The following is a 26,598-nucleotide window of genomic DNA, read 5'->3' on the forward strand; positions in this document are numbered from 1 at the left end:
ACGTCCGAGATGGCGGAGAGACGGGGGAAGGCGCGGTTCGCCGCCACGGAGAGCGGCGCGCTGGTGTGCGAGGACGGGTTGGTCCGGCCGCCCTGGGCGGCGGCTGACCCGCTGCTGCGCGACTACTACGACACCGAGTGGGGGATGCCCGTCCGCGACGAGCGCGGCGTCTTCGAGCGGATCAGCCTGGAGGCGTTCCAGGCGGGACTCTCGTGGGCCACCATCCTGCGCAAGAGGCCGGCCTTCCGCGCCGCCTTCGACGGCTTCGACCCCGACGCCGTGGCCGGGTACGGCGAGGAGGACGTGGAGAGGCTGATGGGAGACGCCTCCATCGTGCGCAACGAGAGGAAGATCCGCGCCACGGTCCGCAACGCGCGGGCCACGGTCGCCCTGCGCGACGCGGGAGGGCTGGTCGACCTGGTGTGGTCCTTCCGGCCCGAGCGGACACCGGCCCCCGCGCGGGTCGAGGACGTCCCCACCGAGTCGCCGGAGTCGGCCGCCCTCTCCGGCGCCCTGCGCCGCGCGGGGTTCTCCTTCACCGGTCCGACGACCATGTTCGCCCTCATGGAGGCGATCGGCATGGTCGACACCCACCTGGTGGACAGCCACCGCAGGGGGACCTCGGGGGTCTGGACGCGTTCCTGAGCCGGGCCGCCGCGGGCGGGGGTCACTCCCCGCCGAAGAGCCGGGAGGCCGTGCCCCGGGCCCGGTCGAGCGGCCCGCGGTCGCGCGTGGCGCGGGAGAGCAGGAGCGCCCCCTCCACGAGGGAGAGCGCGGACCAGGCGTCGGCGTCCGCCTCCTCGGCCGCGCGCCCCTCGGCCACCAGGCGTCGCGCGAGCGTGGCCTGCCAGGAGGAGTACACCCTCCTGCACACGGTGTGCACCAGGTCGTTGGTGGCCGAGACGTCCAGGGCGGTGGCGGCCAGGGGGCAGCCCCTGGTGAACGCCGACCCCTCCATCCTGGCGGTGAAGAGGTCGACCACGCCCCGGACGAGGGCGGCCGCGTCGGGGGCCTCCTCGGAGAGCTCCCGGATGCGGGTCCCGATCTCGGCCCCGGCGGACTCCAGGGCCGCCGCGACCAGTTCGTCCTTCCCACCCGGGAAGTGGAAGTAGAGGGAGCCGCGGGGGGCGCCGCTGGCGGCCAGGACCTGCTCCAGGCCCGTTCCGGCGTAGCCGTGGGCCTCGAGCAGCTCGCGCGCGCGGTCGACGAGCCGTGTCCGTGTGACCGTTCCCCTGGTGCCCATGACAGTGACGGTAGACCCGCCTCCGGGGCGAGTACAGCGGAACGGTCGGGACACGCGGGCCGTGCGGCCCGGCGCCGCACGGCCCGCGTGTCGTGTCCGCGTCACCTGCCCGCGTCGACCAGGTGCTCGACGAAGGAGCGGTAGTCGCGCAGGGCCAGGCGCAGGGACTCGGTGTCCGAGCCGTCGCCCTCGCTCCACGCGGAGCGGAGCGCGGCCCGGCGCGCCTCGATCCCGGAGATCACGGCCTCGGCGACCTCGGCCGCCAGCGCGTCCGCCTCACGCACGGTCCCCCGCGGATCGTCGACGAACCCGCCCTGCGTCTCCTGCCAGCGCTCCCGCACGTCGCCCGGGTCCATGCCCCGCGGTCCGGGCCGCTTCGCCCGGCCCTCCGCCCCGCGCGGGCCGGAGGGCGCGGCCCCGGAGGGATCCGGGGCCGGTGCGGCCGGGGGAGAGGGGGCGGAGGCGGGGTCGGACACCTCGGCGTCGACCGTCACCGCACGTGCGGCGCCGGGCGCCGCCGCGTCCGGAGCCGCGGCCCGCACCGGGTCCGTGCGGCCCCCGCCGCGCCGCCGCTGCTCCGGCACCTCCTCGGCCGGGGGCCGCCGGACCCCGGCGCTCCCGGGCGCCGGCCGGCCGACGGCGGCCTTGCGCTCCTGCGCCCGCGGGGTCCGGCGGACGCCGCGCTGTTCCAGGTCCGCCGGTGCGGCGGTCTCGTCGTGCTCTCTCATCGGTCCACCTCCGTATCGGTCCCGCTCCGCGCCGGACCGGTCACGGTCCTGCCCGGAGCCGCGGTCGGGGTCGTGCCGGGGGACTCGGGCAGCCCGCCCAGCAGGGCCTCCACGAGGCCCCGGTAGGCCACGAGCTCCTCGCGCAGGCCCTCGGTGCCGACCCGGTCCGCCCCTGCCGGGCGTACGGCGCCGCGCACGCGGTGGAACTCGGCCACGGCGGCCGGGTGGTCCACCGACAGGTCTCCCGCGCGCTGCTCGAAGCCCCGGTCCTCGGCCGGGGCGCGGTCGGCGTAGCCGACGTCGGACATGATCCCCTCGACCAGTCCGCGTGCACTGCGCACGGCGCTGACCGGGTCGTCCACGAACTCCTGCTGCACCGCGGCCCACGTGCCGGCGTGCGCCTCGCGCTCGCGGTCGGTGAGCCTGCGGAGCCTCATGCCCTTGCGGCGGTCGAGCCGCTCGGACAGCTCCCGTTCCGCGGCGGCCCTGCCGCCGTGGGCCTCCACCGCGCGGTAGTACTCCGCGCCGAAGCGCTTCTTGAGCCGTGCGGTGCGCTGGGCGGGGAGGATGGAGGAGCGCGCGGCGAGCGCGACTCCCACGGCGATGACGGCGACCGCCGCGATGACGATGATGACAACGGTTCCGGTTTCCACTGGGGGCACCTCCTGTCGTCCGGTCGTCCTGCCCTGCCCCGATGACCACGCCCAAAACGCGGTCACGGGAAGGTAACGGAACCGTCGCAGGTGAGAGCGCCGACAGCGCCCGGGGCGGTCGGTCGCCGCGGGCCCGTTCCGTAGGAGGAAGGTGGTCCCGCCCCTCCCGGGCACCGTGCGCCACACGAGTGAGCCGTTGCCACAAGGGCCCCGTGTGCGCCGTGGCCGTCGGCCGCGCGCCGCCCGGGGCGGGGGACCGCTCCGCGGGGGAGCGCTCCGCGCGGGGGCGGGGATCGCGCCGCACCGCCGCCCGCGCCGGCCCCCGCGAAGGCGCGGGGCCCGGCTCGATGCGGGCCCGGTGGGCCACGGTGGCCCCCCGCCCCCCGCGAAGGCGCGGGGCCCGGGCACGGCGCGGGCCGGACGGCGGTCAGTTGCGGACGGCCAGGAGTTCGTCCCCGAGCCAGTCCCGGGGGCCGCCCCGGTCGAGGCGGCGCAGGAAGGACAGCACCCCCGAGACCCCCGTCGCCCAGCCGCCGCCCGGCTCCCGGGTGTGGTCGAGGAAGACCGGTGCCTCCGGGGTCCCGGCGGAGCGCACCAGCACCAGCCCGGCGACGTCCATGGCCGCGTCCCGGTGCGCCGCCCCGCCCGTGAGCCCGGCGGTGTCGAGAAGGAACTCACCGACCCCCGCCAGCCCGCAGCACTGGCAGGCGACCTGCATCTTCGGGGCGAGGGCGCGGCAGTGCGACGCGGTCGTCTCCGCCAGCCCGGTGTAGCGGGGCTCGCCCCGCACCGCGCCGGCCCGGAGCAGCACCCCGCCGATCCCGGTGAGCCCCTGGCAGAAGGAGGCGGCCATGGGCCGGGCCTCGGGCGAGGAGGCGGCCGAGACCAGCCCCGGGACGAACCCGGCCAACACCTCCAGGCAGGCCGCGGCCTCCGCCCCCGCGGCCGCGTCGCCGGTGGCGGTCTCCAGGCACAGGAGGAAGTGGGCGACGCCCGCGACGCCGTGCGCGAACCCCAGCCGCGTCGTCACCTCCTCGTGGTCGCGGGGGTCGGGCGGGCAGGCGCGCAGCCCTTCCGCGGGGGCCGAGGCCACGAGCCGCTCGGCGCAGCCCTGCGCCAGGTCGAGGCGGGACCCGTCCCCGCAGAGCCGCCACAGCTGGAGCTGGGCCAGGCCGATCCCCGCCAGCCCGGACGAGTAGTCGGTTTCGGGGACCGCCTCCGGGGAGGTCCGCGCCAGCGGGCGCACCGCGTCGGCCAGGGTCGGCTCGTCCAGTTCGCGGGCCGCCGCGGCCAGGAAGAGGGCGGTGCCCGCCTCGCCGTCCTGGAGGCCGGGCAGCGAACGGCGCAGCGTGAGGAAGCCCGTGGTCCAGTGCGCCAGGGCGCGGGCCAGGCCGAGGGACTCGTCGTCCCCCTGGCGCAGCAGCTCCGTGCCCACGCCCGCCGCGCCCCGGTACAGGTTGGTGGGGCTGGGCCGCCCTCCCGGCGAGCCGCCGCGTCCGGCCAGCAGGTCGCGGGCCACACCGCGGGTCTGCTCCAGGGCGCTCGCGACCAGTGCGGGAAGGGAGCGCGGGGTGACGGTGTAGCGCGGTTCGGCCCGGAGCGGCGGGTGGCCCCCGCCCCTGCGGAGCAGGTCGGCCGCCGCCCTGCGCTCGGCGGGGTCGGGGGACATCAGCCCCGGCACCGCGCGGGCGCAGGGCGGGACGCCCTCGCCCAGCGAGGCCAGGAGGGTGCGGGCGCGCCCGTCGTCGGGCACCGCCCGGGTGGAGCGGGCGGCCGGCTCGGTGCCGGTCGCGGCGTACAGCAGGGTGGCCCCCAGCGAGTAGAGGTCGTCCTCCTCGCACGCCGGCTCGCCGCGTTCCTGGGCGGGGGAGGAGTACCCCGGGGTCCAGCCGTGCACCTGGTCGCCGTCGAGGCTGCTGATCTCGAAGTCCACCAGGGAGGGCGCGCCGTCGTCGGCCAGCACGATGTTCTTGGGGGCGAGGTCGCGGACGAGGACGCCGCGCCCGTGGACCGCGTCCAGCAGCCCGAGCAGGTCGCGGCCCAGGCGCTCCAGGTCGCGTTCCGGGGTGGTGTACGTGCCGTTCTCGGCCACGTCGGTGCGCAGGTCCCGGGGGCCGACGTCCGTGGTGACGAGGAACTCGTCGGCGCCGTGCCGGAAGTGGTCCACCACGCGGGGGACCCCCGCGACGTCCTCCAGGCGGCGCAGCACGGCGGCCTCGCCGCGCAGCCGGTGGCGCGCGTCGCGGGACCCGTCGAGGTCCTCGCCCGTGTACGCGCGGCGCTCCTTGACGACCACCCCCGTGCCCGTCCCCCGGTCGGTGCCCCGGTAGACGCCGCCCACCGCGGTGTGGGCGATGGCGCCGGGCACCAGGAAGCGGCCGCCGAGCAGGACGGGCTCCCGGTCGGCCCCGCCGGGGGAGGGCGGCTGCCCCGTGAACGGGTCGGGAAGCCAGTCCGGCGGCTGGTAGCGCCCGTCCGCGGCGCCGGGGCGCTCACGTCCCTCGGCGTCGTGGAGGACCAGCTGGAAGTCGCCGTTGCCGTCGATGCCGTAGACGCCGGCGAACGGCGCGTAGCGGTAGTAGACCGGTGCGTCCGGCCGCAGCCTGCGGTCGCTGGGGATGCCGGGCCCCTCCACCCCGACGAGTTCGGCGGCGAGCTTCTCGGCCAGGCCGGCGAAGTCGTCCGGGCGGGTGTAGACGGTGACGCCCTTGCCGACGGCTCCCGGGCGGTTGTGGTGGGAGTTGAGCTCGCGCATGGCCTCCGTGGTGCGCGCGAACTTGAACCTGCACGGCGTGCGCAGCAGCAGGGGGAGCACGCGCTCGACGGTGGACAGGAGGGTGACCGGGCGGGCGGACACGTGGATCTTCCACCCCTGGGGCGGAAGGTCGAGCCCCGGAAGCGCCACGTCGGTCCAGGGGCCGTAGTCGGAGACCACCCGGCCCGCCGCGACGGCCCGCTCCCGTATGCCGACCGTGCACGTGCGTGTGCCGGTGTGCTCCCGCACCCTGGTCTCCCTCATGGTCGTCGGTGTCGAAGACGGGGCGGCCGGCTGAGCGGCCGACCGCCCCGCGGCCGGAGCGCCGGGGTCACACGGTGATCCCGGCTTCCGGCGGGGTGAAGGGGTCCCGGTTCCGGGACCGCCGACCTGCGCCGCCGTCCACCCCGGTCGGCAGCGCTCCCTCGTGGCACAGGTGGAGGAGGGCGATCGTCTCCGGACGGCCCGCGTCGGAGGGTCCGGCGCTCGTGTTCACGGCACCTCGGCGGGGTTCGTCACGGTCGTCTCGGGCGTCGGCGGTACCCGGGCGGGTCCGGACCGGACTAGAGCGAGTATCCGTCGCAGCGGATGGTGAAGCCGGAGACGCAGGTGTTGCGGCACTCCAGGTTGAGTCGCTCCGAGATGAGCTCGGTCTCGGCCCCGAGGGAGATCAGGGCGGTGGTGTCGAGCGATCCGGCGTCGCGGGGCAGTTCCTGTGCGGACATGAGTCCTCCAGATCTAGCAACTTTTTGTTAATGGCCGACTACCTTGGGTAGTCTTGCCAGGAGTAGTGATCCCCCTCCCCCCTCCGGAAAAACGCCGGGGAGGCGGGATGACCCGGCCTGGCCCCCAAGCCGGATGGTTTTGCCCCCATGAGGAGCGAAATGGAACCAGGAACACAGGCCCGAGTTCCGCTCGAAGTGACGTCCTCAAAGGACGCGGGGGATCGGACCGAATCCTCGCCTCCCGCGGCCATCAGAACAGAGGCGCTGGTCAAGACCTACCCGGGGGTGGAAGCGGTCCGGGGACTCGACCTCCTCGTGCACCCCGGGGAGATCTTCGGGTTCCTGGGACCCAACGGGGCGGGCAAGTCCACCACCATCTCGATGCTCTGCGCGCTCACCCGGCCCACCAGCGGCGGGCTGTGGGTGGCCGGGCACGACGTCCGCGTCTCGCCCGACGCCGTCCGCAGGTCCATCGGCGTGGTCTTCCAGGGCTCCACCCTGGACGACAAGCTGACGTCGGAGGAGAACCTGGCCATCCACGCCGCCCTCTACGGGGTCCCCCGCCGCCACGTGCGCGAGCGCGTCGCGGCCATGCTGACCCTGGCCGACCTGCTCGACCGGCGGCGCAGCCTGGTCCGCACGCTCTCCGGCGGGATGAAGCGCCGCCTGGAGATCGCCCGCGGCCTGCTGCACCGCCCCCACGTGCTCTTCCTGGACGAGCCCACGGTCGGCCTCGACCCGCACAGCCGGGCCGAGGTCTGGCGCCACGTCCACCGGATGCGGAGCGAGACGGGGGCCACCGTCCTGCTCACCACCCACCAGCTGTCCGAGGCCGACAACTGCGACCGGCTCGCCATCATGGACCGCGGACGGGTCGTGGCCCTCGGCACCCCCGCCGAGCTCCGCTCGCGGATCGGCCGCGACCGCATCGTGCTGGTCGCCTCCGACCCCGAGCAGTGCTCGCGGCGGCTGGCCGACTCCCTGGGGCTGAGCCCCGCCGTGGAGGACGGCGCCCTGGTCGTGCGCGTCGAGGACGGGGCGGCCGTGCTCCCGGCGGTCATGGCGGCCCTCGGCGGCTCCGTCACGTCGGTGTCCCTGGTCCGGCCCACCCTGGACGACGTGTTCCTGCACTACACGGGCCGCAGCATCGGTTCGGAGCCCGCCGAGGGGGGAGACGCGTGAGCCCCGCCCCGGCGGCCCCCCCGCCGACCGCGCGCCTGGCCTCCGAGGGGCGCGCCGTGGCCGCGGTGTGGAAGCGCGAGATGATCACGTTCCAGCGCGAGCGGATGCACCTCGTCATCAGCCTGCTGCAACCCCTGCTGATCCTCGTCGCCCTGGGCGTGGGGCTGGGGACGGTGGTCCCCGAGGACGGCTCCGGCGTCGGCTACGTGACGTTCCTCTTCCCCGGCGTCCTCGTGATGGCCATCCAGCCGCCGGCGTTCGCCACCGGCGCCTCCATCCTGTGGGACCGGGAGTTCGGCTTCCTGCGGGAGATGCTGGTGGCGCCCGTGCGCCGGGAGTCGCTGCTGCTCGGCAAGGTCCTGGCGGGCACCGCCATCGCCACGTGCCACGGCGGGATCCTGCTCCTCTTCGCCGGACTCGCGGGCGTGCCCTACGACCCGCTCCTCTTCGCCGGGTTCGTCGCGGTGCTGGCGCTGGCGTCGTTCGCCATGACCTGCCTCGGGGCGCTGCTGGCGGTCTGCGTGCCCAGCCCCAAGAGCTTCCAGGCCGCCACGGGCCTGCTCCTGGGACCCCTGGTGTTCCTGTCGGGGGCGTTCTTCCCGCTCAACGGGCTGCCGTCCTGGCTCGTCGGGCTCACCGCCCTCAACCCCCTGACCTACGCGGTCGACGCGGCCAGGCGCGTGCTCGCCGCCCACCTGCCGGCCGGGGCCGCCGACGGGATGTTCCGCGGCCTGGAACTGTGGGGCGTGCGGCCGCCGGTCTCCGGGGAGCTGATGGCGCTGACCGCCTTCGGCGCGGTGTTCCTGCTCGTCGGGGCGCGCCGCTTCGCCCGCCCCGACTAGCGCGCCGCCCGGGTCGGGGCGGCGCCCCCGCCCCGACCCGGGGAGCACCGCACCGGCCCGGCCGGGAGGGCGTCCCCGGGTACCGCCGTCCCGGCGTCAGGGCTTGCGCGCCACCCCGCCGTACTGGTCCATGCCGCGGCGGGTGCCGACCTCGATGGGGCCGGGACGCCACAGGGGGCACGGGACCACGCCGGGCTCCAACAGCTCCAGGCCCTCGAAGCGGGCGGCGATCACCTCCGGGCTGCGCAGGATGTAGGGGACGTCGCCCTGCTTGTTCCCCACCTCGATGGCCTGGTTGTAGGCCTCGCTGGTGTTGGAGCCGTCGTAGCTCGCCAGGTAGCTCCCCGGCGGCAGGGCGTCCATGAGACGGCGCACGATCGGCGTGATCTCGTCCTCGGGCACGTGGCCCAGGATGCCCATGAGCATGAGCGCGACGGGCTTGTCGAAGTCGAGGGTCTGCGCGGCCTGCTCGAGGATCCTGTCGGGATCGCGCAGGTCGGCGTCGATGTAGTCGGTGGCCCCCTCCGGCGTGCCGACGAGGAGCGCCCGCGCGTGCGCGAGCACGAGGGGGTCGTTGTCCACGTAGACCACGCGGGACTCCGGGGCGACGGCCTGGGCGACCTCGTGGGTGTTGTTTGCGGTCGGCATCCCCGTGCCGATGTCGAGGAACTGGCGGATCCCCGCCTCCCCCGCCAGGTGGGTGACCACGCGGATCAGGAAGTCCCGGCTCGTGCGGGCCAGGTCCCTGATCTCCGGGAAGAACTCGGCCACCGCGTCGCCCGCCTCGCGGTCGACGGGGTAGTTGTCCTTGCCGCCCATCCAGTAGTTCCAGATGCGGGCCGAGTGGGTCCGCGTGGTGTCGATCTGCGGCGGCCGGCCGGAGCTCTCGGGGGTGGACGGGGACGAGTTGTCGGTCATAGGGGTCTCTACCTCGCTGCAAGGGGGTTCACGCCGCAGAGCGGGGGATCCGGCGCTGGCGCGCCCGGAACCCCTGTCTCGTCAGGGATCTACTCGCGCCCACCATAGACGACGCGGCGCAACCGGCGGGCGCCCGGAGGCGCAGGGGAAGGCGGAGCCGGGCCCGCGGGGCGCGGTCGTTGTCCGGCCCCGGAGACCGGCCGCCGACTCTCCTGCCCGGACCGGGCGCGGCGGCCCCGGCAGGGGAACGGCGGCCTCGCCCGCGCCGCCGCCGGAACGGTCGGATCCGCCGCTCCCGGCGGCGGGACCCGGACCCCGGAAGGCGCGGATCCGCTGCGCCGGAGGCGATTCCAGGGGGCGGTCCGACCGCTCCGGAGGACCGGCCTACGTTGGGGCCATGACGAAATACGCGTGGATGTATCGTCTCGGCCTCACGCCCTGGGAGCGCTACGGCGCCGCGGGCGGGGCCCAGCTCGGCCCCCTGCTCGACCGGGAGGCGCGGGAGTGCCCGACCGGTCCCGGGCGGGCGCTGGACATCGGCTGCGGACGCGGGCAGTTCACCCCCGAGCTCGCCCGGCGCGGGTGGGAGGCGGTGGGCGTCGACATCGTTCCGGCGGCGATCGCGGCGGCCCGGCGCAAGGGCCCCGCGGACGTCTCCTACGCCGTGGGCGACGCGACCGCCCTGGAGGCGGTCGGCCTGGGCGCGTTCGACCTCTTCCTCGACGTCGGCTGCTTCCAGGGACTCGACGCGGACCAGCGGGCCGCGGAGGGACGGGGCGTGACGGCGCTCGCCGCACCGGGGGCCGTCCTGCTGTTGCTCGCATTCGGACCGTCGCGGTACAGCCGGCTCGTCGAGGGCGTCTCGCGGGCGGACGTCGAGGCGGCGTTCCCGGGGTGGGAGCTCCTCGCCGCCGAGGACGCGGACACCGCCGGCCTGGGATGGCCGATGGACCGTACCTCGCCTCAGTGGTACCGGTTCCGCCGCACGGCCGGGTGACGCGCCCCCCGGGGGGCCGGTAGCCGGAGCCCGGTCAGACGGCCCCCGCCGCGCGGGTGGTGTCGTGCAGCTCGAACATCTGGTGCTCGATGTGGTGGTCGGGTTCGGCCCGTTCGGCGGCCAGGAGCTCGGGCCGCCAGCCGTGGGCGGCCGCGAGGTCCTCCATCGTGTCGCGGTAGCCGATGTCCCCGAACCCCAGGAACAGCCTGCCCCGGGGGGCGAGGACGGTGCGCGCGCCGGCGAGGTAGGCGCGGCAGCAGTGGTGGCCGGCGTCGAACACCGCGCGGGTCAGGTCGCAGGGGTGTTCGTAGTCCTCGGGCACGGCGACGTAGGGGATGGCCCAGAAGACGAGGTCGTACCCGGTGTCGGAGACGGCGTCGAACACGTCGCCGACCACGACCCGGACCCGGGAGGAGACACCGTGCCGCCGGGCGTTGCGGGCGGTGTTCGCGGCGGCGGCGGGACCGATGTCGACCGCGGTCACCTCGGCGCACCCGGAGAGCGCGGCCTGCACGGCGGTCACCCCGGCGCCGCAGCCGATCTCCAGGAAGCGGCCCCCCTGCGGGAAGGGGAGGTGGCGGGTGTAGAACCCGGTGCTGGAGGTGAGCGCGGGCGAGAACACCCCGGGCAGCAGGTCCCAGGAACGGCCGAGGGCGTCGAAGTTCCTCCGGCCCTCCGAGAGCGCCCGCTCGACCAGGAGCGTGCTCCCGGCGACGACGGCGGACGGGTCCGGGGTCCGGCCCGCGGCGCCCCCGCGCCCGGGGGGAGGTGCGGTGCCGCCGGTGTTCGACTGCTCGACGCGCTCGTGCATGGTGCCGCCTCGTCTCCTGGTCGGGGAACGCCTGCCGCAGGGGCCGCCGCCCGCCGGACGTCCCCCGGGCCGGCGGGGGAGGGGCGTGGACGGATGCGTGGGCGCGACGGTCCGCGAAGCGCCCCACGGAGAGGCGCCGTGTCACGGCACCGGATCGTGTGAGCACTCTCCGAAATCAAGGACAGAGTAGACGTCGATGCCGGAGTCGACCGGGGACGGCGCCTCCCGAACCTCAGGAAGCGCCTCTGAACTGGGGCGATGGCCCCGGGGCGGGATCGTGGGAAGCGTGGGTGCGCGACGCGACCTGGTGGCCGGGTTCGTGGTCCTGCCCGTGGGCGCCGGTGCGGCTACGCGTCGCCCACGTCCGCGACGAGGACCTCACCGCCATGGCCGATTCCTGCTCGGTCAGGCCCCGCGAGGCGGATGACGTGCGAAGTGGTCGCGGCGTTCCTGCCTGTACGTTCTGACGGCCCTGGTCAGAAGCGCCGACCAGAACACGGTCACGGCCGGCGCCATACCGCTGACACGCCCTTCGGTCAGCCATTCCAGCACCACCCATTGCGCTCCGACCCCGGTGAGGAGGGCGGTGAAGACGACCGGCCGACGGGCCGGAGGCGTAGGAGTGCTCATCCGGTCGAGGCCTCCCGCCCCGGATCCTTGGGGGTGCGTGGTCGACGAGCGTCGTCGCCGTGCACAGGGGTTATTCCCCGGCGCTCGAGGAGGGGCGGCTCCGGACGCGTTCGCGCCGGTCGAGGATCCATCTGACGAGGAAGGGGCTCACCAGACCGCTGGCGCCGCTCCCGACGAGGGCCGCGAGCCACGCGGGCCAACTCGTCAGGAGTACGAGCGGCAACGAGATCGCCGACATCAGCGTGAACATGACGGCGACCAGGGGGAGGAAGAACCTCTCCGGGTTCGGTGCGGCGCTCATATCGTCTCGGACTCCTTCGCGAGGCGGGCCGGTGCCGACGCCCACCGGTAAGTCCATCCGGGCCGAGCGGCCCGCGCAACCCCTGGCGTGCGGGGAGACCGAACAGGTCGCCGCCGACCACGGGGTGTGCGTCCGCCCGGTGTCCCTTCGACGCACGGACACCGCCACCGGTGCCATCGAGGTGGTCGGCGTTTCGTGCGGGATCCCGGGACCACGACGCCCGGGCCGCCGGTGAGGGGAAGGACGGTCGGACGCCCTTGCGCAGGCCCCGACAGGGTTTTCCGGCCTCCCCGTTCATCGTCCCGGCCCTGGACTCCCCGGGCGGGGAGGAGGCCCTCAACTTGTGGGCGCCAAGGGCACGTAGCGGGCACGCGGTGCCTACAGACCCTCGGAAACGCGAGAGGCCAGGTCACCGGGGATCCGGAGTGAGAACGATGCCTTGTGACCGGGGTAGCCCTGAGGAGGCGTGGAGGCCTTCGCGGTAGTTTCGGGTCATGAGCGGTGGCGAGGACGGTGAGGGCCGGTGGGTGGTGCACGGTGAGCGCACCCTGTACGACAACCCGTGGGTGCGGCTGGGCAAGGCCGACATCACCACACCCTCTGGGAACAGGTTCGAGCACCACACCGTGACCCTGCCCTCGGCCGCGGTGATCGCGATCCTGGACCGCACCGAAGAGCACGTGCTGATGAGCTACCGGCACCGGTTCGTGCCCGACGTATGGGGCTGGGAGCTGCCCGGCGGACTCCTGGACCCCGAGGAGACACCGGAACGGACCGCCGTTCGCGAGGCTCTGGAGGAGACCGGGCACCGGGTCGGCTCGGTGGAGCACGTGGCCACGTTCGAGCCGATGATCGGCACGGTACGCAGCCCCCACCACGTCTTCGTCGGGCGCGACGCCGAACTCGTCGCGGACCCGACCGAGTTCGACGAGGGCGTCTACGAGTGGGTCCCCCTGGCCAAGACCCGCGCCCTGATCGCTGAGGGGCGCGTGCAGAGTTCAGGCACCCTCATCGCCTTACTCCACCTGCTCGCCTCCTGACAGAGCCCGAGGTTCCAGTAGCCGGGCCAGACGGGCGCGTTGGCGGACCGAACCGGAACGCTTCGACAGCTCGACGGCGCGTCGTGCCTGTCTCCGGGCCTGGGTGAGGTCGCCGTGGGCGGTGTAGGCCATGGCCAGGTCGGTGCGCAGACCGGCCTCGGCGCGTCCCAGCCCGAGAACCGTCGCCACAGCTTCATCCTGGACGGCGCCCAACTGGAGATCGACACCTGGCCCCGCATCCCCGCCTACCTGGAGATCGAGGCCGGCAGCCGTTCCGAGGTGGTGCGCGTCGCGGCCCTGCTCGGCTACGCCGAGGCGGACCTGACCGGGGAGAACACCACCAAGGTCTACGCCCGCCACGGCATCGACCTGTCCACCATCACCGACCTGCGTTTCGAGACGGAATGAGCCTGCGGCTGTGGTCCGTCCTCGTTCCGCACGGCGCGGGCGAATCACAGCCTTACGCAAGGCGTTGGGGGCCTTGCGGTTTCGTATCGGGGGTTTCGTGCGCGGGTCAGGAAGACAAGGCAGGGGCCCACCCGGCCGAGGCAGGGGCCTCCGTCCGGGAGCTGATGCGGCGGATGGGGCACTCCAGCACGCGGGCCGCGATGATCTACCTCCACGCGCGGGACGAACGCGAACGCGAGATCGCGGACCGGCTGGGGGAGAGGGCCGCCGAGGAGCTGCGGGCCAAGCGGCGGGACCGGGACGGCGACGACCCTCCGGCGGTCACCGCAGCAGCGCCCTGACGGGCGTGTGGCACGTGTGTGGCACGGACGCCGGGTCCCGACCCGGGAAAGCGGAACGGCCAGGTGTTCGGTTCTCACCGAGCGACCTGGCCGTTCTCGTACTGGAGCGGATGACGGGAATCGAACCCGCGCTATCAGCTTGGGAATTCGAGGTCGTGGAAACCAGCTGATCTGCGGACCGGTGACCTGCTGATTCAGGAGCGTTTGCCGCCTGAGTGACCCTAAGTCCCCGTCTGGTTCCCTCCGAACGGGCATGCAGCGGGCACGGCTGTTCTGCCACGGATGGGCTGACAGGTGCGCCCACTGGGCTGTCACGCTTCCGTCTACGCGCGCCACTTCCCCAGTGACCCCAGCGATGCTTAACCACGGTTTCGGTCCCGTGCGGGTTCTGGCGCGCTCGGTCTGCACTTCCGCACGTCCGATGTCGCGCCAGGTTCCGTGCGGGCTCGGGGGGTCCAGGGGGCGCGAGCCCCTTGGTACCACCAGTCCTTGACCGATTGCTCACCATCGGTGACCAGTGCTGATGCAGTGGTTCTGATTCGCGATCGGTCGATTTCCGGGAAAGCGCAACCGTTCGTCGCAGGAACGCGTCAAGCTTCTAACAGAACGGCCAGCGGCTGCGCTCGGGACCGGGCGTCAGCCCGCAGCCCGAGCGACGGCCGAAGGCCGCTGCGACGGCGCCCGCGCCGGCGCCTTGATCCGATACAGCCCAACTCGGCAGTGAAGAGGTGCCCGAAATGACTGAAAGAACGGTTAGGTTCTATGAAATCATGAACCATGAAAGGGAGAGGCTTCCGGAAGATATAAATTTCGAGGAGTTGATGGACTTAATCGAAAACCTTCCGGAAAGCGAAGCTTATGTAAGTACGCGAACTATGGAACTTCTTGGGTCGTCGCACGTTCCTCAAGAAGCTTTCCAGCTTTTCTCGGGTGTGCCGGTGGTCGCGCTCGACCGAATTACTCGAAATCCGAAGATTCGGATTGAGCGAAAAAGAAACTACCGTCCTCTCTTGTTGGACGATGAAGAAAATCTTGCTGAACCGACCTTCTTCTCTATTTTTCCGAGGAACGTCATGGGGGTGATGAGAAATAGCGGCTCCGCCCCTAGTGTCGCTTCGATTAGAGAGTATTTGAATAAGATTCTGTATGAGGGTGCGGGTTTCGAGCTCGCCCCCTTGGTTGATAGCAACTATCTTCGAGTTTTGAGTAGTATTGACACTCTAACCAGGGTGGAAATTGAAGTTGGTCCCGAAGTAGTGTCTGAGGTGTTCCCTGAAAATTCTACGATCAGGGGACAGCTAAGGGCTCTAAACTCGAATTTGGGATCCGTTGGTTTTTATATGCTCCTAAAAATGAAGCCGAAAGAATCCGTAGAACAATCAGAATCTATGCATGAGGAGATTAGGCGCCTTGTTGAATTTGGATCATTTAGTTATGTGGAGCGCGCAAAAATAGCATATAAGGATATAGAGAACCACAGGATGCAGAGCTTTGACTTTTTGAATGAGTCAGTAGCTATATCTGTTGATGTAGACGCTGACTCGGAAACTGGGCAACCCACGGAGCAGTCCGTGTCACAAGCGATGTATAGAGCCTACGACGCTGCTCTAGATGACATTAGGTCTGCATTGCGGACGGTTGGGGAACCCTAGACTGTCGTAGGCCGGGAGTAGGGTGGTTCACATGAGTCACTTATGGAGGCACCGGTGGCAGGCTCTTCTTAATAAATTGCAACTGGTTTGGGATAAGTTTTTTGATTGGTGGTGGCTCGATCTAGTTTTTTCAGTGATGTTCTGCGCTTCGGTGGTATATCTCATTCCTGATGGCAGTAAGATGGACAGTTTGGGTAGACTCGATCTTGCTGTTAGGCAGAATCTCTACACTGATATGCTCCAGCTCGCCACTATATTTGCTGGATTTAGCGCAGTCTCCTTCTCTATCTTCCTTGCTTCTGGTAGTACTTATGTGGCTAGAATTAGAGAGAGTGCGACCGGGGCTAAGATTATTCAACTGTGGGTTGCTGCGCTTTCACTGCCTTGGGTGAGTGCCTTTGTAATCATAGCTGCCAAGATTTACGATTCCGGTGGCGTTTATTCGGATAACCCTGCGCGCTGGTTTGCGGTTTCCTCGATTTTTCTCATTGCACTCCAAATGATTCGCCTCGTCTGGGTTCTGCATAAGATTACCCATCTGGAAACTATTAAGGCTTCCCCTGCAAGAAAGACGGCAAGCAGAATGCCAAGGATTAGAAGGATCGAGAGAAACCAAGATGGATCTATTAAACCTGAATCGCAGTCGCGGGATTGAACCAAAAACAGGCGATAGGTTTCAAGGCTGCTCAGGGGTCGGAATAGCTTCTTGCCACGCCAGGGAGAAGCTTCTTCGGTAGGTGAAATCCATTCCTTGGTTTGTCCTGTTTATTTCAAATATGGGTGATTTTGCGGCAGGAATTCCGTAGGCGTGATGATTCACCATTAATTTCTTCTCGGTGAGATAGAGAGAGTTGTGGAGGATGGTGGAGTGGGTGCGAATCTCCACCCCGTCGATACTGAGCAGCGTGCGGAAGAGCAGCAGGGCGTTGTTCGCCCTGGCAGCCATTGTTTCTCCGATGCCCTCCTCCTCACCTCGTCGTCTCACCGTCTGGGACTCTGAATCTCCGAGCAAGATGCGGACACTGACGCCCTTCTTTGCCCGTGCTTCCAAGAGCCCCAGTATCCCCGCGTCGTCGGCGAGGAATAGACCGCTGTAGACCAGGATGCCGATCTCTTGTTCTGCTGAGTTGAAAAGGTCCCACCACACTTCGCGAGGTACTTGCCATCGGTGTGCGTAGACACGTTGGACGTGATCGGACGCGGGTGTGCGTGCTTCGTCCTCCTGGCTGTTCTGCGTCCAAAGGTCATCTGCGTCAGCCTGGAGGAGATCAGCCAGTGCCCAGCGGTGTCGGGGGTAGGGCCGTTGGCCGGAGAGCCAGCGGCGGACGGTCTTAGGATCCACGCCGAGGTGTGCGGCCACGTCGGTCTCGGTGAGTTGGGCTGCGGCCAGTGCCTTACGCAGTGCAGCGTTCACGGGAGTGCCCTCCGGAGTGCGGGAACCCGACGATAACAGAAGACGTCCCTAGACGTCCCTAAAGTCGTCCGATACGTGGTACACATGTCCGCTCACTCAGAGCATCGTTTCCGCATGTACGAGGGCTCCGGCGCATCCCGCGATGTCGCCGTGAGCCTCACACGATCTGAGCGGGGAGGAACATGCGGAACCTGATCCCACACCTTTGGACACGCGGACCGACAGGGCATCGGATCGACAGGCTCGCGAAGAGGCCCGTGACGGAAGCTGCGGCGCCATGAGCGCGAGCTACCTGAACCCCTCGACCCTGCTGGCCGTCCGCTTCCTGACCACAGAGACGTTGCGCCACCGTCGCCCTCATCGGGCCTCCAGGGTGCGGGCCTACAGCAACCCGCCCTCACCACTCCCATCGGTTCCGACCGGGGGTGTGTTGAGCGCGGTCCTGGAGGGTCTGCGTGGCGTGGGGGTGGCCTGGTGATGCCGCCCCTGTGTTCAGAGAGCCGCCTGGACGAATCCGGATGCCGCCGCACCTGTCTCCTGGAACGAGGACACGAAGGTGACCACCAGGACCTCAAGGGCGAGCACTGGGAGCCCCCGGGGTTGACTTTGGCGCGGTTGAAACAGACCTGGGGCCGTACCCACCAGATCGCGTGGACGGGGTCGTTCTGGGTCGCCACCGCCCACTCACGCACCTCGCTTTGGCGCACCGAGGTTGAACCCACGCCGGCCCTGCTGGAGGAACGGCTACACACCCGGGGAAGAGCTCAACCCGCAGTTCCGACTCCTCGGAGGTCGTTGTGAGCAGCCCCGATGACGCCCCTCTGACCGCTGAGGAGGAGGCGGCTGTGGAGCAGCAAGGCTGCTATCTGAGCTGGCAGAACGAACAGAACATACGTCGTACCCGCTCGGCCCAGACCAGAGACACCAAGCTTTCCAAGGATGGTGAGAGCACGTGAGCGAGCCGCCGCCACTGATGTCCACAGCTGACGAGTTGCTTACCCCGGGAGAAGTTGCCCGGATGTTCCGGGTGGACCCCAAAACGGTCCGTAAATGGGGTCGGCTGGGGAGGTTGACCTCGGTACTCACTCCAGGCGGACATCATCGCTACCGCGAGAACGAGGTCCGCGCCCTGCTCGACCACGGCAGGACCACCGTCAACAATCCCAGCTGATCCCTGAACTACTTCCCGCGCGGTCGAAGCCTTCGCATCTGCGTGCCTTCGGCCGCGCGGTCCGGTCGCCTGCAAGTGTCGTACGACTCGTGGGCTTGGTCGGCACCAAGTGGGTGCTAGCTGGCTGCTAGTACTTCTAGAAGCTTGCATGCATGCAAGAAAGCTTGCTTGCATGCATGCAGGCAGATCAGAAAGCTCCCTGTGAACCATGTACGTGGTCACTCGCCCGAGTCCATGCTGGAGGAACACGCTTGAGTCCGCGCACCCCGTGGGGGACGTACCACCAGATCGCGGATGCCCTGCGCTCCCGCATCACCAGCGGGGACCTGGCCCCGGGTGACGGGCTCCCCTCCGAGGCCGCTCTTGGTAGGGAGTTCGGCGTCGCCCGCACCACCGTGCGCCGGGCCCTGGCCGAACTGGAGTCGGAACGGCTGATCAGGGCCGTCCCGGGGACCGGCCGCGTCGTGTGCACCACAGAGGAACGGGAGAGTGCTTCTGGGAACGGGCCCACTCTCTCCCAGTACCGGCGCATCGCCGCCGAACTGCGGGAAAAGATTGCCGGCGGTGACCTCGTCCCCGGGGACGCCCTGCCCAGTGAGGCCGCCCTCGTCCGCCAGTACGACGTCTCCCGGGGGACAGCCCGTCAAGCCCTCTCCGAGTTGGAGGGGACCGGGCTCGTCATCGCCGTCCACGGCAAGGGCCGGTTCGTCCAAGGGCCCGAAACGCCCACAAGCTAGCCTGGTACATGTGGGACATGTTCACTGGGCGCGGGATCTCGCGCGAGAACTGCTCGAAGGGCCGCTTCCCCGTCGCTGGCTGCACTCCCAAGGGGTAGCCGAACAGGCGCGCTCCCTGCGTCCGGTGCTCGGTGATGACGCCGACCTGGTCGAGGCCTCCGCCTGGCTGCACGACATCGGGTACTCCCCGGAACTGGCGACGACGGGCTTCCATCCCCTCGACGGCGCCCGGTACCTGCGCCGCATCCAGGAGACAGACGAATCCCTGGTCTCCCTGGTCGCCTATCACTCCTGCGCCGTGGTGGAAGCCGAGGAACGCGGACTGCTGGCTCTCCTCAAGGACGAGTTCGCCGCTCCACCGGATGACCTGTTGGACGCCCTCACCTACTCGGACATGACCACCGGCCCGGACGGCACACACCTGCCTGTAGAGCGCCGACTGTCAGAGATCCTGGAGCGCTACGCCCCCGAGGACCTGGTCCACCGGTCCATCACCCGCTCCTCACCGCTGCTGACGACGTCGGTGCGATCCGTGGAACGGCGCCTGGCCGAAGTCGGCTGATCGCTCACCCGATGTGGGTCGGGCCTCCGGCGAGGAAGTGCTCGACGCGCAGCCGCATGGACCGGTCCATCCGGTAACCGGCCAGTTCGTGCTTGGGCACCCAGACGACTTCCTTGGACTCATCGCTCGGTGTGGGCTCACCGGAGAGCGGGCGCGCCGCGAACACCAGGGAGAACTCCTGCCGCGCTTCGCCGTCGCTGGTGTAGTAGATGATGTGCTTGGGGTCGCTGTAGATGCCGATGATGCCGGTGATCTTGCAGTGGATCCCGGTCTCCTCCAGCGTCTCCCTCACCGCGGCCTCGGGCACGGACTCGCCCAGGTCCAACGCGCCTCCGGGCACCGCCCAGTTGTCGTTGTCGGTGCGGCGGATCATCAGCACCTCGTCGCGCTCGTTGACCACGAACACGTTCACCGACGGGACGAGGCTGTTCGCCGCCGGGGCCTCGGGGTCGTCGTAGTAGTCAATCCGCTTGCCCATGTGCCTGCTCCTGGATCTGCTTCGATAGATGGGCCCATACTCCGTGCACCCGCTCACGGACCAGCTCCGGGGAAACGCCGAGACCGCGCAACACGGGAAGCGCCGTGCCGTGGTCCTCGTGGAGCAGACCGAGCAACAGGTGCTCCGTGTCGATGAAGTCGTGCTGCACCTGCAACGACTCGTACAGCGTCTGTTCCAGGGCCTTCCTGGCGTCCGGGGAGAAGGGCAGGTAGGTCCGGAAACGCCATCGTCCACGACCGCCGGTCCTGACCACCTCGGCCCGGACGGTTCCGTGGTCCAGGCCCAGGCTTCCCAGGACGCCGGCCGCGATCCCCGTCCCCTGCTTCAGCAGTCCGAGCAAAAGGTGCTCGGTGCCGATGTGGTTGCGCCTGAGTTCCATGGCCTCTTCGCGCGCCAGGACGGTGACGTCCTTCGCCTGTTCGGTGAACAGCTCGAACATGGTCAGGGCTCCTGGGTCACTCAAGAGGGGATGCTTGGGCCCATACCTTCTCGTAGCTCTCCAGGTAGGTGCCGAACAGGGTCCCGCCGGGGATCTTGCGCAGGTGGAAGACCGGGGCCTCGGACGCCATCGCGCCGTACACGTGCGTGTTGACGATCAGCTGGTCGTCCGCACGGTAGAGCGAGTTGTACAGGGTCGTCCCGTGGAGGCGGAACTCGGTGCCCTCGACGGCGCGCAGCGACCGGTACAGCAGGATCACGTTCCGGATCTTCGCGGCCAGGAGCTCGTCAATGCCCTCGTCCTGACCGCGCTGGGTGACCGCTTCGCTCTCGGGGTCCCCCAGCAGGAAGCGCACCCGCACGCCGGCCCTGGCCTTGTCCGCCAGCAGCTTGATCATGCTGGGGTCGTCCGCCAGGAAGAACCCGCTGAAGACCAGGATCGAGATCTTCTGCTGGGCGTTCTCGAAGACGCGCTTCCACAGGTCCTGCGGGACGCTCCACCGGTGCGGGTAGATCTCCACGATCTCGCTCTGTGAAGCGGCCTTGCTCTGGTCCGGGCTGAGCGCCTCCGGCCAGATGTAGGTCTCCTCCACGCCGAGGAAAGCCGCGACCGCGTAGCGGTGACGACGGTAGGGGGTGCGCCCCTGCGTGATCCAGCGCTCCACGCTCTTGGCGTCCACGCCGACCTCGTCGGCCACATGGGCCGGGGTGACCCCCCGCTGGAGCAGCGCGGCTCGCAACCTCTCGTTCGGCATGTACCTCAGGTTCGCAGGATGTCTGGGGACGCGCTCACATTATCGAGACGTCCTGAACACGTCCAGCCATGTAGTGATCTCGTCCCGGCCCTGCGGGCCACAGTGGGACCGTACCGAGAACCCGTCCAGGGGGCGGAGACGACAACAGCAGACCACGGCGTCCGGTGAACCCTGGTCGCCAGATTCGATACATGCTATACATGTATCGATTCCTGGTTGGGAGAGTCGGATCTGACTCCGACCAAGGGCCCTGACCTGCGTGAACGATGAGAAAGGACTGGCCAGATGGCTATTCAGGGTGCGTTGCCGGTGGCGTTCGGGGCGGTGTTCCCGCACGGTGCGTTCGCGTTGGGGGTGGAGGCGATCACGGACTTCGAGACCAAGCGTCCGCAGACGGACAAGGACTCGGGGTTGCCGCTGTGGGCGGTGGACGTGATCGACGCCGATCCCGAGGCGCGGGGGAAGGCCAAGTCGGTGAAGGTCAAGGTCGCCGCCGAGGTGTGCCCGACCCTGCCGGACGAGGTTCCGGGGCTGCCGTTCCGCCCGATCGAGTTCGAGTCCATGGCGGTCATGCCCTATGTGGACGACTCCGGTCGCCGCCCCCGGGTGGCGTACTCCCTGCGCGCCCGTGGCGTGAAAGCTCCCGGTGCTGGTGGGCGTCGTGCTGCTCCGGCCAAGGAAGCCGCCTGACCCGCCACGAGAGATGAGACGGGGCGGCCTGGTGCGCCAACACCGAGCCGCCCCTGTGAACCCCCACGCGAACCCTGCGAAAGCTTCGTGAAGAGGTGTCTTCAGTATGTCCGATTACCCCCGTGACCTGTCCGGCCTGAGCGGCCCGGAACTGGTCCGGCTGCTCCTGGACGCGACCAACCCCCCGCCCACCACCGACACCGAACGGGCGGAGTTCTTCGACTTCAAGGCGCGCGTGTTCGCGACCCTCGCGCACCGGGAGGAGAACCCGACCGCCGAGGCGATCGCCGCCCGTGCCCGTTCCGACCGTGACCGGCTCCTGGCCCGGATCGAGGACCAGAACCGGGGTGGTCGGTGATGCCTCAGTCCAAGGTGGGCTCCGCCCAGTCCTCCCCGACCCTGCCCACCCCCGCCCACGGGGTGCGGTGGACGACCCCGATCGTGGAAACCCCCGGGATCGTGGTGCTGGGCTCGTGGATCTGGCGGCTGGTGCGGTTCCTGGTGACGCTGCCGTTCCGGTTCCCCGTCACGGTCGCCTGGCTGGCCGTCTCTGCGGGGGCCTGGTGGTGGTTCGACTGGCCCGGACTCGCCACCCTGTGGGGCCTGGCCGCTGCTGCCTCCCTAGCGTGGTGGCGCGTCTGGCCCGACACCTACCGGACCTGGGTCACCCTGCGCCTGCTCGCCTGGTGGCGGCACGTGTTCGTCTACCGGCGCCACTGGCAACCCGTCTTGGTCATCTCCGGCCTGGCCGAGTCCTACCAGGAACGCCGCTACCTCCCCAGGATTCGCCGCGTCACCTGCTCCGAATGGGCCGACTACGTCCGTGTCACCCTGGTCGCCGGCACCTCACCGGCCGACTTCGAGACCCGCGTGGCTGAACTCGCGCACGGCTTCCAAGCCCCGTCCTGCCGGGTGGTGGTAGACGGACCCCGCAGGATCACGCTGGAGTTCCCCCGCCGCGACACGTTGGCCGAACCCCTCGACGCCCTGGACATTCCGAACACGGCGGACCTGACCGCGCTGCCCATCGGCCACCGGGAAGACGGCTCACCCTGGCTGCTGCGCTTGCACGGCACACACGTCCTCGCAGCCGGAGTCACTGGCTCTGGAAAGGGTTCGGTGATCTGGTCGGCCATCCGCGCGATGCTCCCCGCGATCGCCGACCGAACCGCGCAGGTGTGGGCGCTGGACCCCAAGCGCATGGAGCTGTCCTACGGACGGGAGCTGTTCGCCCACTACGCCGACGACGGCGAATCCGCGGTGGCTCTGCTCGAACTGGCCGTGGCCGACATGCAGAACCGCGCACGCCGCTACGCGGGAAAGCAGCGCTCCCACGTGCCCAGCAGGAAGGACCCCTTCGTCCTGGTGGTGATCGACGAAGTCGCGTTCCTGACCGCCTACCACCCCGACCGGGACGTGCGCCGCCGCGCCGAGAACGCCATCGCCACCCTGACCTCACAAGGACGCTCGGTCGGCTTCTCCGTCCTGGCCGCACTCCAGGACCCGCGCAAGGAGGTGATGAACCTGCGAAACCTGTTCCCGGACAAGGTCGCGCTTCGTCTGGACGAGGCTTCGCAGGTGGACATGATCCTGGGGGAGGGTGCTCGGGACCGGGGCGGCAACGCCCACCTGATCGACCCCACGCTGCCCGGGGTGGCCTACGTGCGTATGGAGACCTCCCCCGCCCCGGTACGGGTCCGCGCCGCCTACGTCACGGACGAGGACATCACCGCCATGGTGAACGCCTACGGGGCGGATTCTTCCTCGGTGGGAGAGGTGGCCTGATGGGTGCGCTTCACCAAGCGCCGTTGCCGGTACTCCATCACGAGGAATGGCAGCCCTATGGCGCACAAGATGCCGCTCGCCCACGAAGCCGGACCTACCCCCACCAAGCCTTCATCCCCACCCCAGTTCGCGATGACGTCGCCTGCAAGCCACAGCAGCCCGAACACGCAAAGAATTGCTGCCCAGTGGAAAGGGATCTCCTTGGGGGGTCTCGCCATCGGGGGCGCTCCTGCTCTGTGGTTGTGGGGGTGGGCTGATGCCGACGCCTACCGGTAAGTCCACCCGGGCCGAACGGCTCGCGCAACCCCTGGCCCGTGAGGTGGCCGAACAGGTCGCCTCCGACCACGGCGTGTGCATCCGCACTGTCTCTCTCCGACGCACGAACATCGCCACCGGTGCCACGGAGGTGATCGACGTCCCGTGCGGGTCCACCCTGGAATCGCGGTGCCCGGCCTGTGCGAAGCGGAAGCGGTCGCTGCGGCGCACTCAGTGCGAAGAGGGCTGGCACCTGGCCACCGAACCCGTCGTGAAGCCCGACCCTCCGACCGAACAGCAGCGGACCTGGGTGGAGCAGCGTGCGATGGTCACCGCCGAGAGAGATCGACTCGCCTCCTCGGGGGCGGCTTCGGCTGAGGACCTGGCGGCCCTGGACGCGGCCATTGCGGGCTTGGACGAGGACATCACGGCTTCCGGGCTACGAGGGTCGGTCACCCGCTCCGCCGACTCCCCGGCCTCCTCGGGCCCGCGCCGGGTGCGCTCCACCAAGCGCCGCCAAGACGTCCCGGATCTGCCCAAGCGGCCCATGACGAGGAAGACGGTCGGGCGGGCGTTCACCGATCCTGACTCCGGGAAGGTCTTCCGCCCCTCACTGTTCCTCACCCTGACGTTGGACTCCTACGGGCGGGTGCGCTCGGACGGCACCCCGGTCGATCCCTCGACCTACGACTACCGTCGGGCCGCCAGGGACACCCTGCACTTCTCCAAGCTCGTGGACCGGTTCGTGCAGAACCTGCGCCGGGTCGCCGGATTCGACGTCCAGTACTTCGCCGCCGTCGAACCCCAACGACGCCTCGCCCCGCACCTGCACATGGCCACACGCGGAACCCTGCCCCGGGCTGAACTGCGCCAGATCGCCGCCGCGACCTACCACCAGGTGTGGTGGCCGCCCGCCGACACCGTCCGCTTCGAGGGCGACCACATCCCCCTCTGGGACACCGATGCCGGGTCCTACCTCGACCCCGCCACGGGGGAAGTCCTCCCGACCTGGGACGAGGCGCTGGACGCCCTCGACGCTGATCCGGACGCCGAACCCTTCCACGTGGTCCGCTTCGGCAAGCAGGTGGACGCCAAGGGGGTCGTGGCCGGAACCGAGGACGCCGCCCGGTGCGTGCGCTACCTGGCCAAGTACCTGACCAAGGACATCGCGGACTGCCACGCGGCCGAGACCGTCCGGCAGGAACAGCACGTGGACCGGCTCATGGAAACCCTCCGGTTCGAGCCGTGCTCGCCCCGGTGCGCCAACTGGCTGCGCTACGGCATCCAACCCGACCAGGCCAAGGCGGGGATGCGTCCCGGGTTCTGCCGCTCCAAGGCCCACCGGCGCGAACACCTCGGCTACGCCGGACGCCGCGTCCTGGTCTCGCGCAAGTGGTCCGGCAAGACCCTCGCCGACCACAAAGCCGACCGGCTCACCTGGGTCCTGGACGCCCTCGGGGTGAACCCCACCGCCGACGAGGACCAGGGCGACGAGAACAACCCGCGTCCTCCGGCACTGACGTTCGCTTCCGACTCCTTCGAGTGGGAACTCGCCCGCCCTACCGACCCCGACGTGCCACCACGGGAACGGCGACTACTCCGGGCGGTCGGTGAAGCACTACGACGCCGGGCCCAGCTCGACGCCGCGCTAACCCTCACCCCCTCGGCAACGGAAAGGGCTGCCTGATGGACAGCAAGAACAACCCCCCGACCGGCCGTCTGCTCACCGTCGATCAGGTGGCCGAACTCCTCAATACCTCCGTGCGCTACCCCCGACGCCTGATCGAGGAACGGCGCATCACCTTCGTCCGCATCGGTCGGCACGTTCGCATCCCGGAAAGCTCCCTGGACGAGTTCATTACCGCTGGAGTCGTGGAACCGCTCCGGCCTCACACGAGGAGGGCCGCGTAATGGCTGCGAAGAAGCGGCGGTTCGGCCGTATCCGCAAGCTCACCTCCGGTCGGTACCAGGTCCGCTACCCGGGACCGGACGGCATCGACCATCCCGCTCCGCACACCTTCGCCACGAAGAAGGAGGCGGACCGCTGGTTGGCCCTGAGGGAGGCGGAGATCAACCGTGACGGCTGGTGGGACCCGAACGCGGGTGATGACCTCTTCTCCGCGTACGCGGCGGAGTGGGTGGACAACCGTGAACTGACCCCTAAGAGCCGCCGGACCTACGAGGACCTGCTCCGGCTCCACCTCGACCCCACGTTCGGCAACATGGCGCTGAAGGACATCCAGGAGGCCGACATTCGCAAGTGGCGGGCGGTCAAGCGACGGAAGGCCCGGGGGAGGGGGCAGGTTCCCAAGGCTTACCGGCTGATGCGGGCGGTCCTGAACACTGCCGTCAAGGACCGGCTGATCCGTGAGAACCCCTGCCAGATCGACGGCGCGGGCCAGGAGCACAGCGAGGAACGTCCGGTGCTGTCGGTGGCCGAGGTCTTCAAGCTGGCTGAGGAGATCAACCCGCGGTACCGGGCGCTGGTGCTGTTGGCGACGTTCGGCAGTCTGCGGTGGGGGGAGCTGGCCGGCCTGCGCCGCCGACACCTCGACCTGGACAAGCGGACCGTGACCGTGCGGGAGACGGTCTACGACATAGGGGCCCTGGAGAAGGGAACGCCCAAGTCCAGGGCGGGCGCTCGTACGGTGCGCCTTCCGTCGTTGATCATCGCGGACCTCCGCCGCCACCTGGACGAGTACTCGGCTCCGGGGCCGAACGGGTTCGTCTTCGTCGGGGTTCGCGGCAACCAGCTCCGCCGGAGCAACTTCACGAAGTACTGGGCGGATGCCTGCGTCGCCGTGGGTCTGGAGAACGTCCACCTCCACGACCTCCGGCACACCGGTAACACCTACGCGGCCGAGGCGGGGGCGTCCCTGCGGGAGCTGATGAACCGGATGGGGCACTCCAGCCCTCGGGCCGCGATGGTCTACCTCCACGCGCGCGACGAACGCGCTCAGGAGTTGGCGGACCGGCTGGGGGAGAGGGCCGCCGAGGAACTGCGCCGGTCCCGTGCGAGGGAAGGTGATGGTCCGCCTGTGGCGGGTGCTCAGAACTGAGCATCGG

General features: G+C 69.8%; 31 protein-coding genes and 1 pseudogene. 18 read left to right on the top strand and 14 right to left on the bottom strand.

Going from position 1 to position 26,598, the window contains the following annotated elements; all coding sequences use genetic code 11:
• The first annotated feature begins 9 nt into the window (after positions 1-9).
• A complete protein-coding gene (locus tag ACIRPH_RS20175) occupies positions 10-645 on the top strand; it encodes a DNA-3-methyladenine glycosylase I (RefSeq protein ID WP_402916487.1) in 636 nt (211 codons plus the stop codon).
• A gap of 22 nt (positions 646-667) precedes the next feature.
• Here ACIRPH_RS20175 and ACIRPH_RS20180 read toward each other — a convergent pair whose 3' ends face one another.
• The 6 genes from ACIRPH_RS20180 to ACIRPH_RS20205 all read right to left on the bottom strand — a co-directional run bounded on the left by ACIRPH_RS20180 (position 668) and on the right by ACIRPH_RS20205 (position 6,104).
• Positions 668-1,243, bottom strand: coding sequence for a TetR/AcrR family transcriptional regulator (locus tag ACIRPH_RS20180; protein WP_402916489.1), 576 nt, complete (start codon positions 1,241-1,243; stop codon positions 668-670).
• Between the two features lie 101 nt (positions 1,244-1,344).
• Positions 1,345-1,971 carry a hypothetical protein gene (locus ACIRPH_RS20185; protein ID WP_402916491.1) on the bottom strand — a complete coding sequence of 209 codons (627 nt, stop codon included), beginning with the start codon at positions 1,969-1,971 and terminating at the stop codon, positions 1,345-1,347.
• On the bottom strand, positions 1,968-2,624 hold the full coding sequence (locus ACIRPH_RS20190; protein ID WP_402916493.1) for a hypothetical protein: 657 nt from the start codon (positions 2,622-2,624) through the stop codon (positions 1,968-1,970). The genes ACIRPH_RS20185 and ACIRPH_RS20190 overlap by 4 nt, the downstream gene beginning before the upstream one ends.
• 427 nt (positions 2,625-3,051) lie before the next feature.
• Complete coding sequence (lanL, locus tag ACIRPH_RS20195; protein ID WP_402916495.1) at positions 3,052-5,643, bottom strand: class IV lanthionine synthetase LanL; 2,592 nt, start codon at positions 5,641-5,643, stop codon at positions 3,052-3,054.
• 67 nt (positions 5,644-5,710) lie between these two features.
• Positions 5,711-5,875, bottom strand: a complete 165-nt coding sequence (locus ACIRPH_RS20200; RefSeq protein WP_402916497.1) for a hypothetical protein — start codon at positions 5,873-5,875, stop codon at positions 5,711-5,713.
• A 67-nt stretch (positions 5,876-5,942) separates the two neighbouring features.
• Positions 5,943-6,104 (bottom strand): cinnamycin family lantibiotic, encoded by a 162-nt coding sequence (locus ACIRPH_RS20205; RefSeq protein ID WP_267947077.1) that lies wholly within the window; start codon positions 6,102-6,104, stop codon positions 5,943-5,945.
• 159 nt (positions 6,105-6,263) lie between these two features.
• Between ACIRPH_RS20205 and ACIRPH_RS20210 the strand changes: the two genes are divergently transcribed.
• Both ACIRPH_RS20210 and ACIRPH_RS20215 read left to right on the top strand, forming a co-directional pair.
• Positions 6,264-7,286, top strand: a complete 1,023-nt coding sequence (locus ACIRPH_RS20210) for an ATP-binding cassette domain-containing protein (protein WP_402916500.1) — start codon at positions 6,264-6,266, stop codon at positions 7,284-7,286.
• Entirely contained in the window at positions 7,283-8,128 is an 846-nt protein-coding gene (locus tag ACIRPH_RS20215; protein ID WP_402916502.1) for an ABC transporter permease, read from the top strand. The genes ACIRPH_RS20210 and ACIRPH_RS20215 overlap by 4 nt, the downstream gene beginning before the upstream one ends.
• 96 nt (positions 8,129-8,224) lie before the next feature.
• Here the strand turns inward: ACIRPH_RS20215 and ACIRPH_RS20220 are convergent, their stop codons facing one another.
• The gene (locus ACIRPH_RS20220; protein ID WP_402916503.1) at positions 8,225-9,046 is read right to left on the bottom strand and encodes an SAM-dependent methyltransferase; all 822 of its coding nucleotides are present in this window, start codon (positions 9,044-9,046) and stop codon (positions 8,225-8,227) included.
• Between the two features lie 397 nt (positions 9,047-9,443).
• Here ACIRPH_RS20220 and ACIRPH_RS20225 point away from each other — a divergent pair, with 397 nt between their 5' ends.
• Positions 9,444-10,043 carry a class I SAM-dependent methyltransferase gene (locus tag ACIRPH_RS20225; RefSeq protein WP_402916504.1) on the top strand — a complete coding sequence of 200 codons (600 nt, stop codon included), beginning with the start codon at positions 9,444-9,446 and terminating at the stop codon, positions 10,041-10,043.
• Between the two features lie 34 nt (positions 10,044-10,077).
• Here ACIRPH_RS20225 and ACIRPH_RS20230 read toward each other — a convergent pair whose 3' ends face one another.
• The 3 genes from ACIRPH_RS20230 to ACIRPH_RS20240 form a co-directional block, all read right to left on the bottom strand.
• Positions 10,078-10,854 (bottom strand): methyltransferase, encoded by a 777-nt coding sequence (locus ACIRPH_RS20230; RefSeq protein ID WP_402916505.1) that lies wholly within the window; start codon positions 10,852-10,854, stop codon positions 10,078-10,080.
• 405 nt (positions 10,855-11,259) lie between these two features.
• Entirely contained in the window at positions 11,260-11,484 is a 225-nt protein-coding gene (locus ACIRPH_RS20235; RefSeq protein WP_402916507.1) for a hypothetical protein, read from the bottom strand.
• A 70-nt stretch (positions 11,485-11,554) separates the two neighbouring features.
• On the bottom strand, positions 11,555-11,785 hold the full coding sequence (locus ACIRPH_RS20240; RefSeq protein WP_402916509.1) for a hypothetical protein: 231 nt from the start codon (positions 11,783-11,785) through the stop codon (positions 11,555-11,557).
• A 494-nt stretch (positions 11,786-12,279) separates the two neighbouring features.
• Between ACIRPH_RS20240 and ACIRPH_RS20245 the strand changes: the two genes are divergently transcribed.
• The 5 genes and pseudogenes from ACIRPH_RS20245 to ACIRPH_RS20265 all read left to right on the top strand — a co-directional run bounded on the left by ACIRPH_RS20245 (position 12,280) and on the right by ACIRPH_RS20265 (position 15,881).
• Positions 12,280-12,825 carry an NUDIX hydrolase gene (locus ACIRPH_RS20245; protein ID WP_402916510.1) on the top strand — a complete coding sequence of 182 codons (546 nt, stop codon included), beginning with the start codon at positions 12,280-12,282 and terminating at the stop codon, positions 12,823-12,825.
• Between the two features lie 174 nt (positions 12,826-12,999).
• Positions 13,000-13,233: pseudogene (locus ACIRPH_RS20250) on the top strand (adenylate cyclase); the annotation flags it as partial.
• 173 nt (positions 13,234-13,406) lie between these two features.
• Complete coding sequence (locus tag ACIRPH_RS20255) at positions 13,407-13,574, top strand: hypothetical protein (protein WP_402916512.1); 168 nt, start codon at positions 13,407-13,409, stop codon at positions 13,572-13,574.
• Positions 13,575-14,311: 737 nt separating this feature from the next.
• Entirely contained in the window at positions 14,312-15,226 is a 915-nt protein-coding gene (locus ACIRPH_RS20260) for a hypothetical protein (RefSeq protein WP_402916514.1), read from the top strand.
• Positions 15,227-15,257: 31 nt separating this feature from the next.
• Positions 15,258-15,881 carry a hypothetical protein gene (locus ACIRPH_RS20265; protein ID WP_402916516.1) on the top strand — a complete coding sequence of 208 codons (624 nt, stop codon included), beginning with the start codon at positions 15,258-15,260 and terminating at the stop codon, positions 15,879-15,881.
• Positions 15,882-15,902: 21 nt separating this feature from the next.
• On the opposite strand, the gene ACIRPH_RS20270 is transcribed toward ACIRPH_RS20265, so the two are convergent.
• Positions 15,903-16,640 carry an XRE family transcriptional regulator gene (locus ACIRPH_RS20270; RefSeq protein ID WP_402916518.1) on the bottom strand — a complete coding sequence of 246 codons (738 nt, stop codon included), beginning with the start codon at positions 16,638-16,640 and terminating at the stop codon, positions 15,903-15,905.
• Positions 16,641-17,613: 973 nt separating this feature from the next.
• Here ACIRPH_RS20270 and ACIRPH_RS20275 point away from each other — a divergent pair.
• The 3 genes from ACIRPH_RS20275 to ACIRPH_RS20285 all read left to right on the top strand — a co-directional run bounded on the left by ACIRPH_RS20275 (position 17,614) and on the right by ACIRPH_RS20285 (position 19,110).
• Positions 17,614-17,811, top strand: a complete 198-nt coding sequence (locus ACIRPH_RS20275) for a BldC family transcriptional regulator (RefSeq protein ID WP_402916909.1) — start codon at positions 17,614-17,616, stop codon at positions 17,809-17,811.
• A gap of 251 nt (positions 17,812-18,062) precedes the next feature.
• The gene (locus tag ACIRPH_RS20280; RefSeq protein ID WP_402916520.1) at positions 18,063-18,548 is read left to right on the top strand and encodes a GntR family transcriptional regulator; all 486 of its coding nucleotides are present in this window, start codon (positions 18,063-18,065) and stop codon (positions 18,546-18,548) included.
• A gap of 79 nt (positions 18,549-18,627) precedes the next feature.
• Entirely contained in the window at positions 18,628-19,110 is a 483-nt protein-coding gene (locus ACIRPH_RS20285) for an HD domain-containing protein (protein WP_402916911.1), read from the top strand.
• Positions 19,111-19,114: 4 nt separating this feature from the next.
• Here the strand turns inward: ACIRPH_RS20285 and ACIRPH_RS20290 are convergent, their stop codons facing one another.
• The 3 genes from ACIRPH_RS20290 to ACIRPH_RS20300 are packed head-to-tail and all read right to left on the bottom strand — an operon-like array spanning position 19,115 to position 20,802.
• Entirely contained in the window at positions 19,115-19,588 is a 474-nt protein-coding gene (locus ACIRPH_RS20290) for an NUDIX hydrolase (RefSeq protein WP_402916522.1), read from the bottom strand.
• Entirely contained in the window at positions 19,572-20,072 is a 501-nt protein-coding gene (locus ACIRPH_RS20295) for a Clp protease N-terminal domain-containing protein (RefSeq protein WP_402916524.1), read from the bottom strand. The genes ACIRPH_RS20290 and ACIRPH_RS20295 overlap by 17 nt, the downstream gene beginning before the upstream one ends.
• The gene (locus tag ACIRPH_RS20300) at positions 20,065-20,802 is read right to left on the bottom strand and encodes a DUF5919 domain-containing protein (protein WP_402916526.1); all 738 of its coding nucleotides are present in this window, start codon (positions 20,800-20,802) and stop codon (positions 20,065-20,067) included. The genes ACIRPH_RS20295 and ACIRPH_RS20300 overlap by 8 nt, the downstream gene beginning before the upstream one ends.
• A gap of 285 nt (positions 20,803-21,087) precedes the next feature.
• Here ACIRPH_RS20300 and ACIRPH_RS20305 point away from each other — a divergent pair, with 285 nt between their 5' ends.
• The 6 genes from ACIRPH_RS20305 to ACIRPH_RS20330 all read left to right on the top strand — a co-directional run bounded on the left by ACIRPH_RS20305 (position 21,088) and on the right by ACIRPH_RS20330 (position 26,591).
• Positions 21,088-21,492: a plasmid replication, integration and excision activator gene (locus tag ACIRPH_RS20305; protein WP_402916528.1), complete on the top strand. Its 405-nt coding sequence runs from the start codon at positions 21,088-21,090 to the stop codon at positions 21,490-21,492.
• Between the two features lie 106 nt (positions 21,493-21,598).
• Positions 21,599-21,850, top strand: coding sequence for a hypothetical protein (locus tag ACIRPH_RS20310; RefSeq protein ID WP_402916530.1), 252 nt, complete (start codon positions 21,599-21,601; stop codon positions 21,848-21,850).
• Entirely contained in the window at positions 21,850-23,277 is a 1,428-nt protein-coding gene (locus tag ACIRPH_RS20315; protein ID WP_402916532.1) for a cell division protein FtsK, read from the top strand. The genes ACIRPH_RS20310 and ACIRPH_RS20315 overlap by 1 nt, the downstream gene beginning before the upstream one ends.
• A gap of 256 nt (positions 23,278-23,533) precedes the next feature.
• A complete protein-coding gene (locus ACIRPH_RS20320) occupies positions 23,534-25,219 on the top strand; it encodes a replication initiator (RefSeq protein WP_402916534.1) in 1,686 nt (561 codons plus the stop codon).
• Positions 25,219-25,443: a helix-turn-helix domain-containing protein gene (locus ACIRPH_RS20325; RefSeq protein WP_402916536.1), complete on the top strand. Its 225-nt coding sequence runs from the start codon at positions 25,219-25,221 to the stop codon at positions 25,441-25,443. The genes ACIRPH_RS20320 and ACIRPH_RS20325 overlap by 1 nt, the downstream gene beginning before the upstream one ends.
• Positions 25,443-26,591, top strand: coding sequence for a site-specific integrase (locus ACIRPH_RS20330; RefSeq protein ID WP_352982323.1), 1,149 nt, complete (start codon positions 25,443-25,445; stop codon positions 26,589-26,591). Before ACIRPH_RS20325 ends, ACIRPH_RS20330 begins: the two co-directional genes overlap by 1 nt.
• The last annotated feature ends 7 nt before the right edge of the window (positions 26,592-26,598 follow it).

Source organism: Nocardiopsis sp. NPDC101807 (genome assembly GCF_044766605.1).
Lineage (GTDB): Bacteria > Actinomycetota > Actinomycetes > Streptosporangiales > Streptosporangiaceae > Nocardiopsis > Nocardiopsis tropica.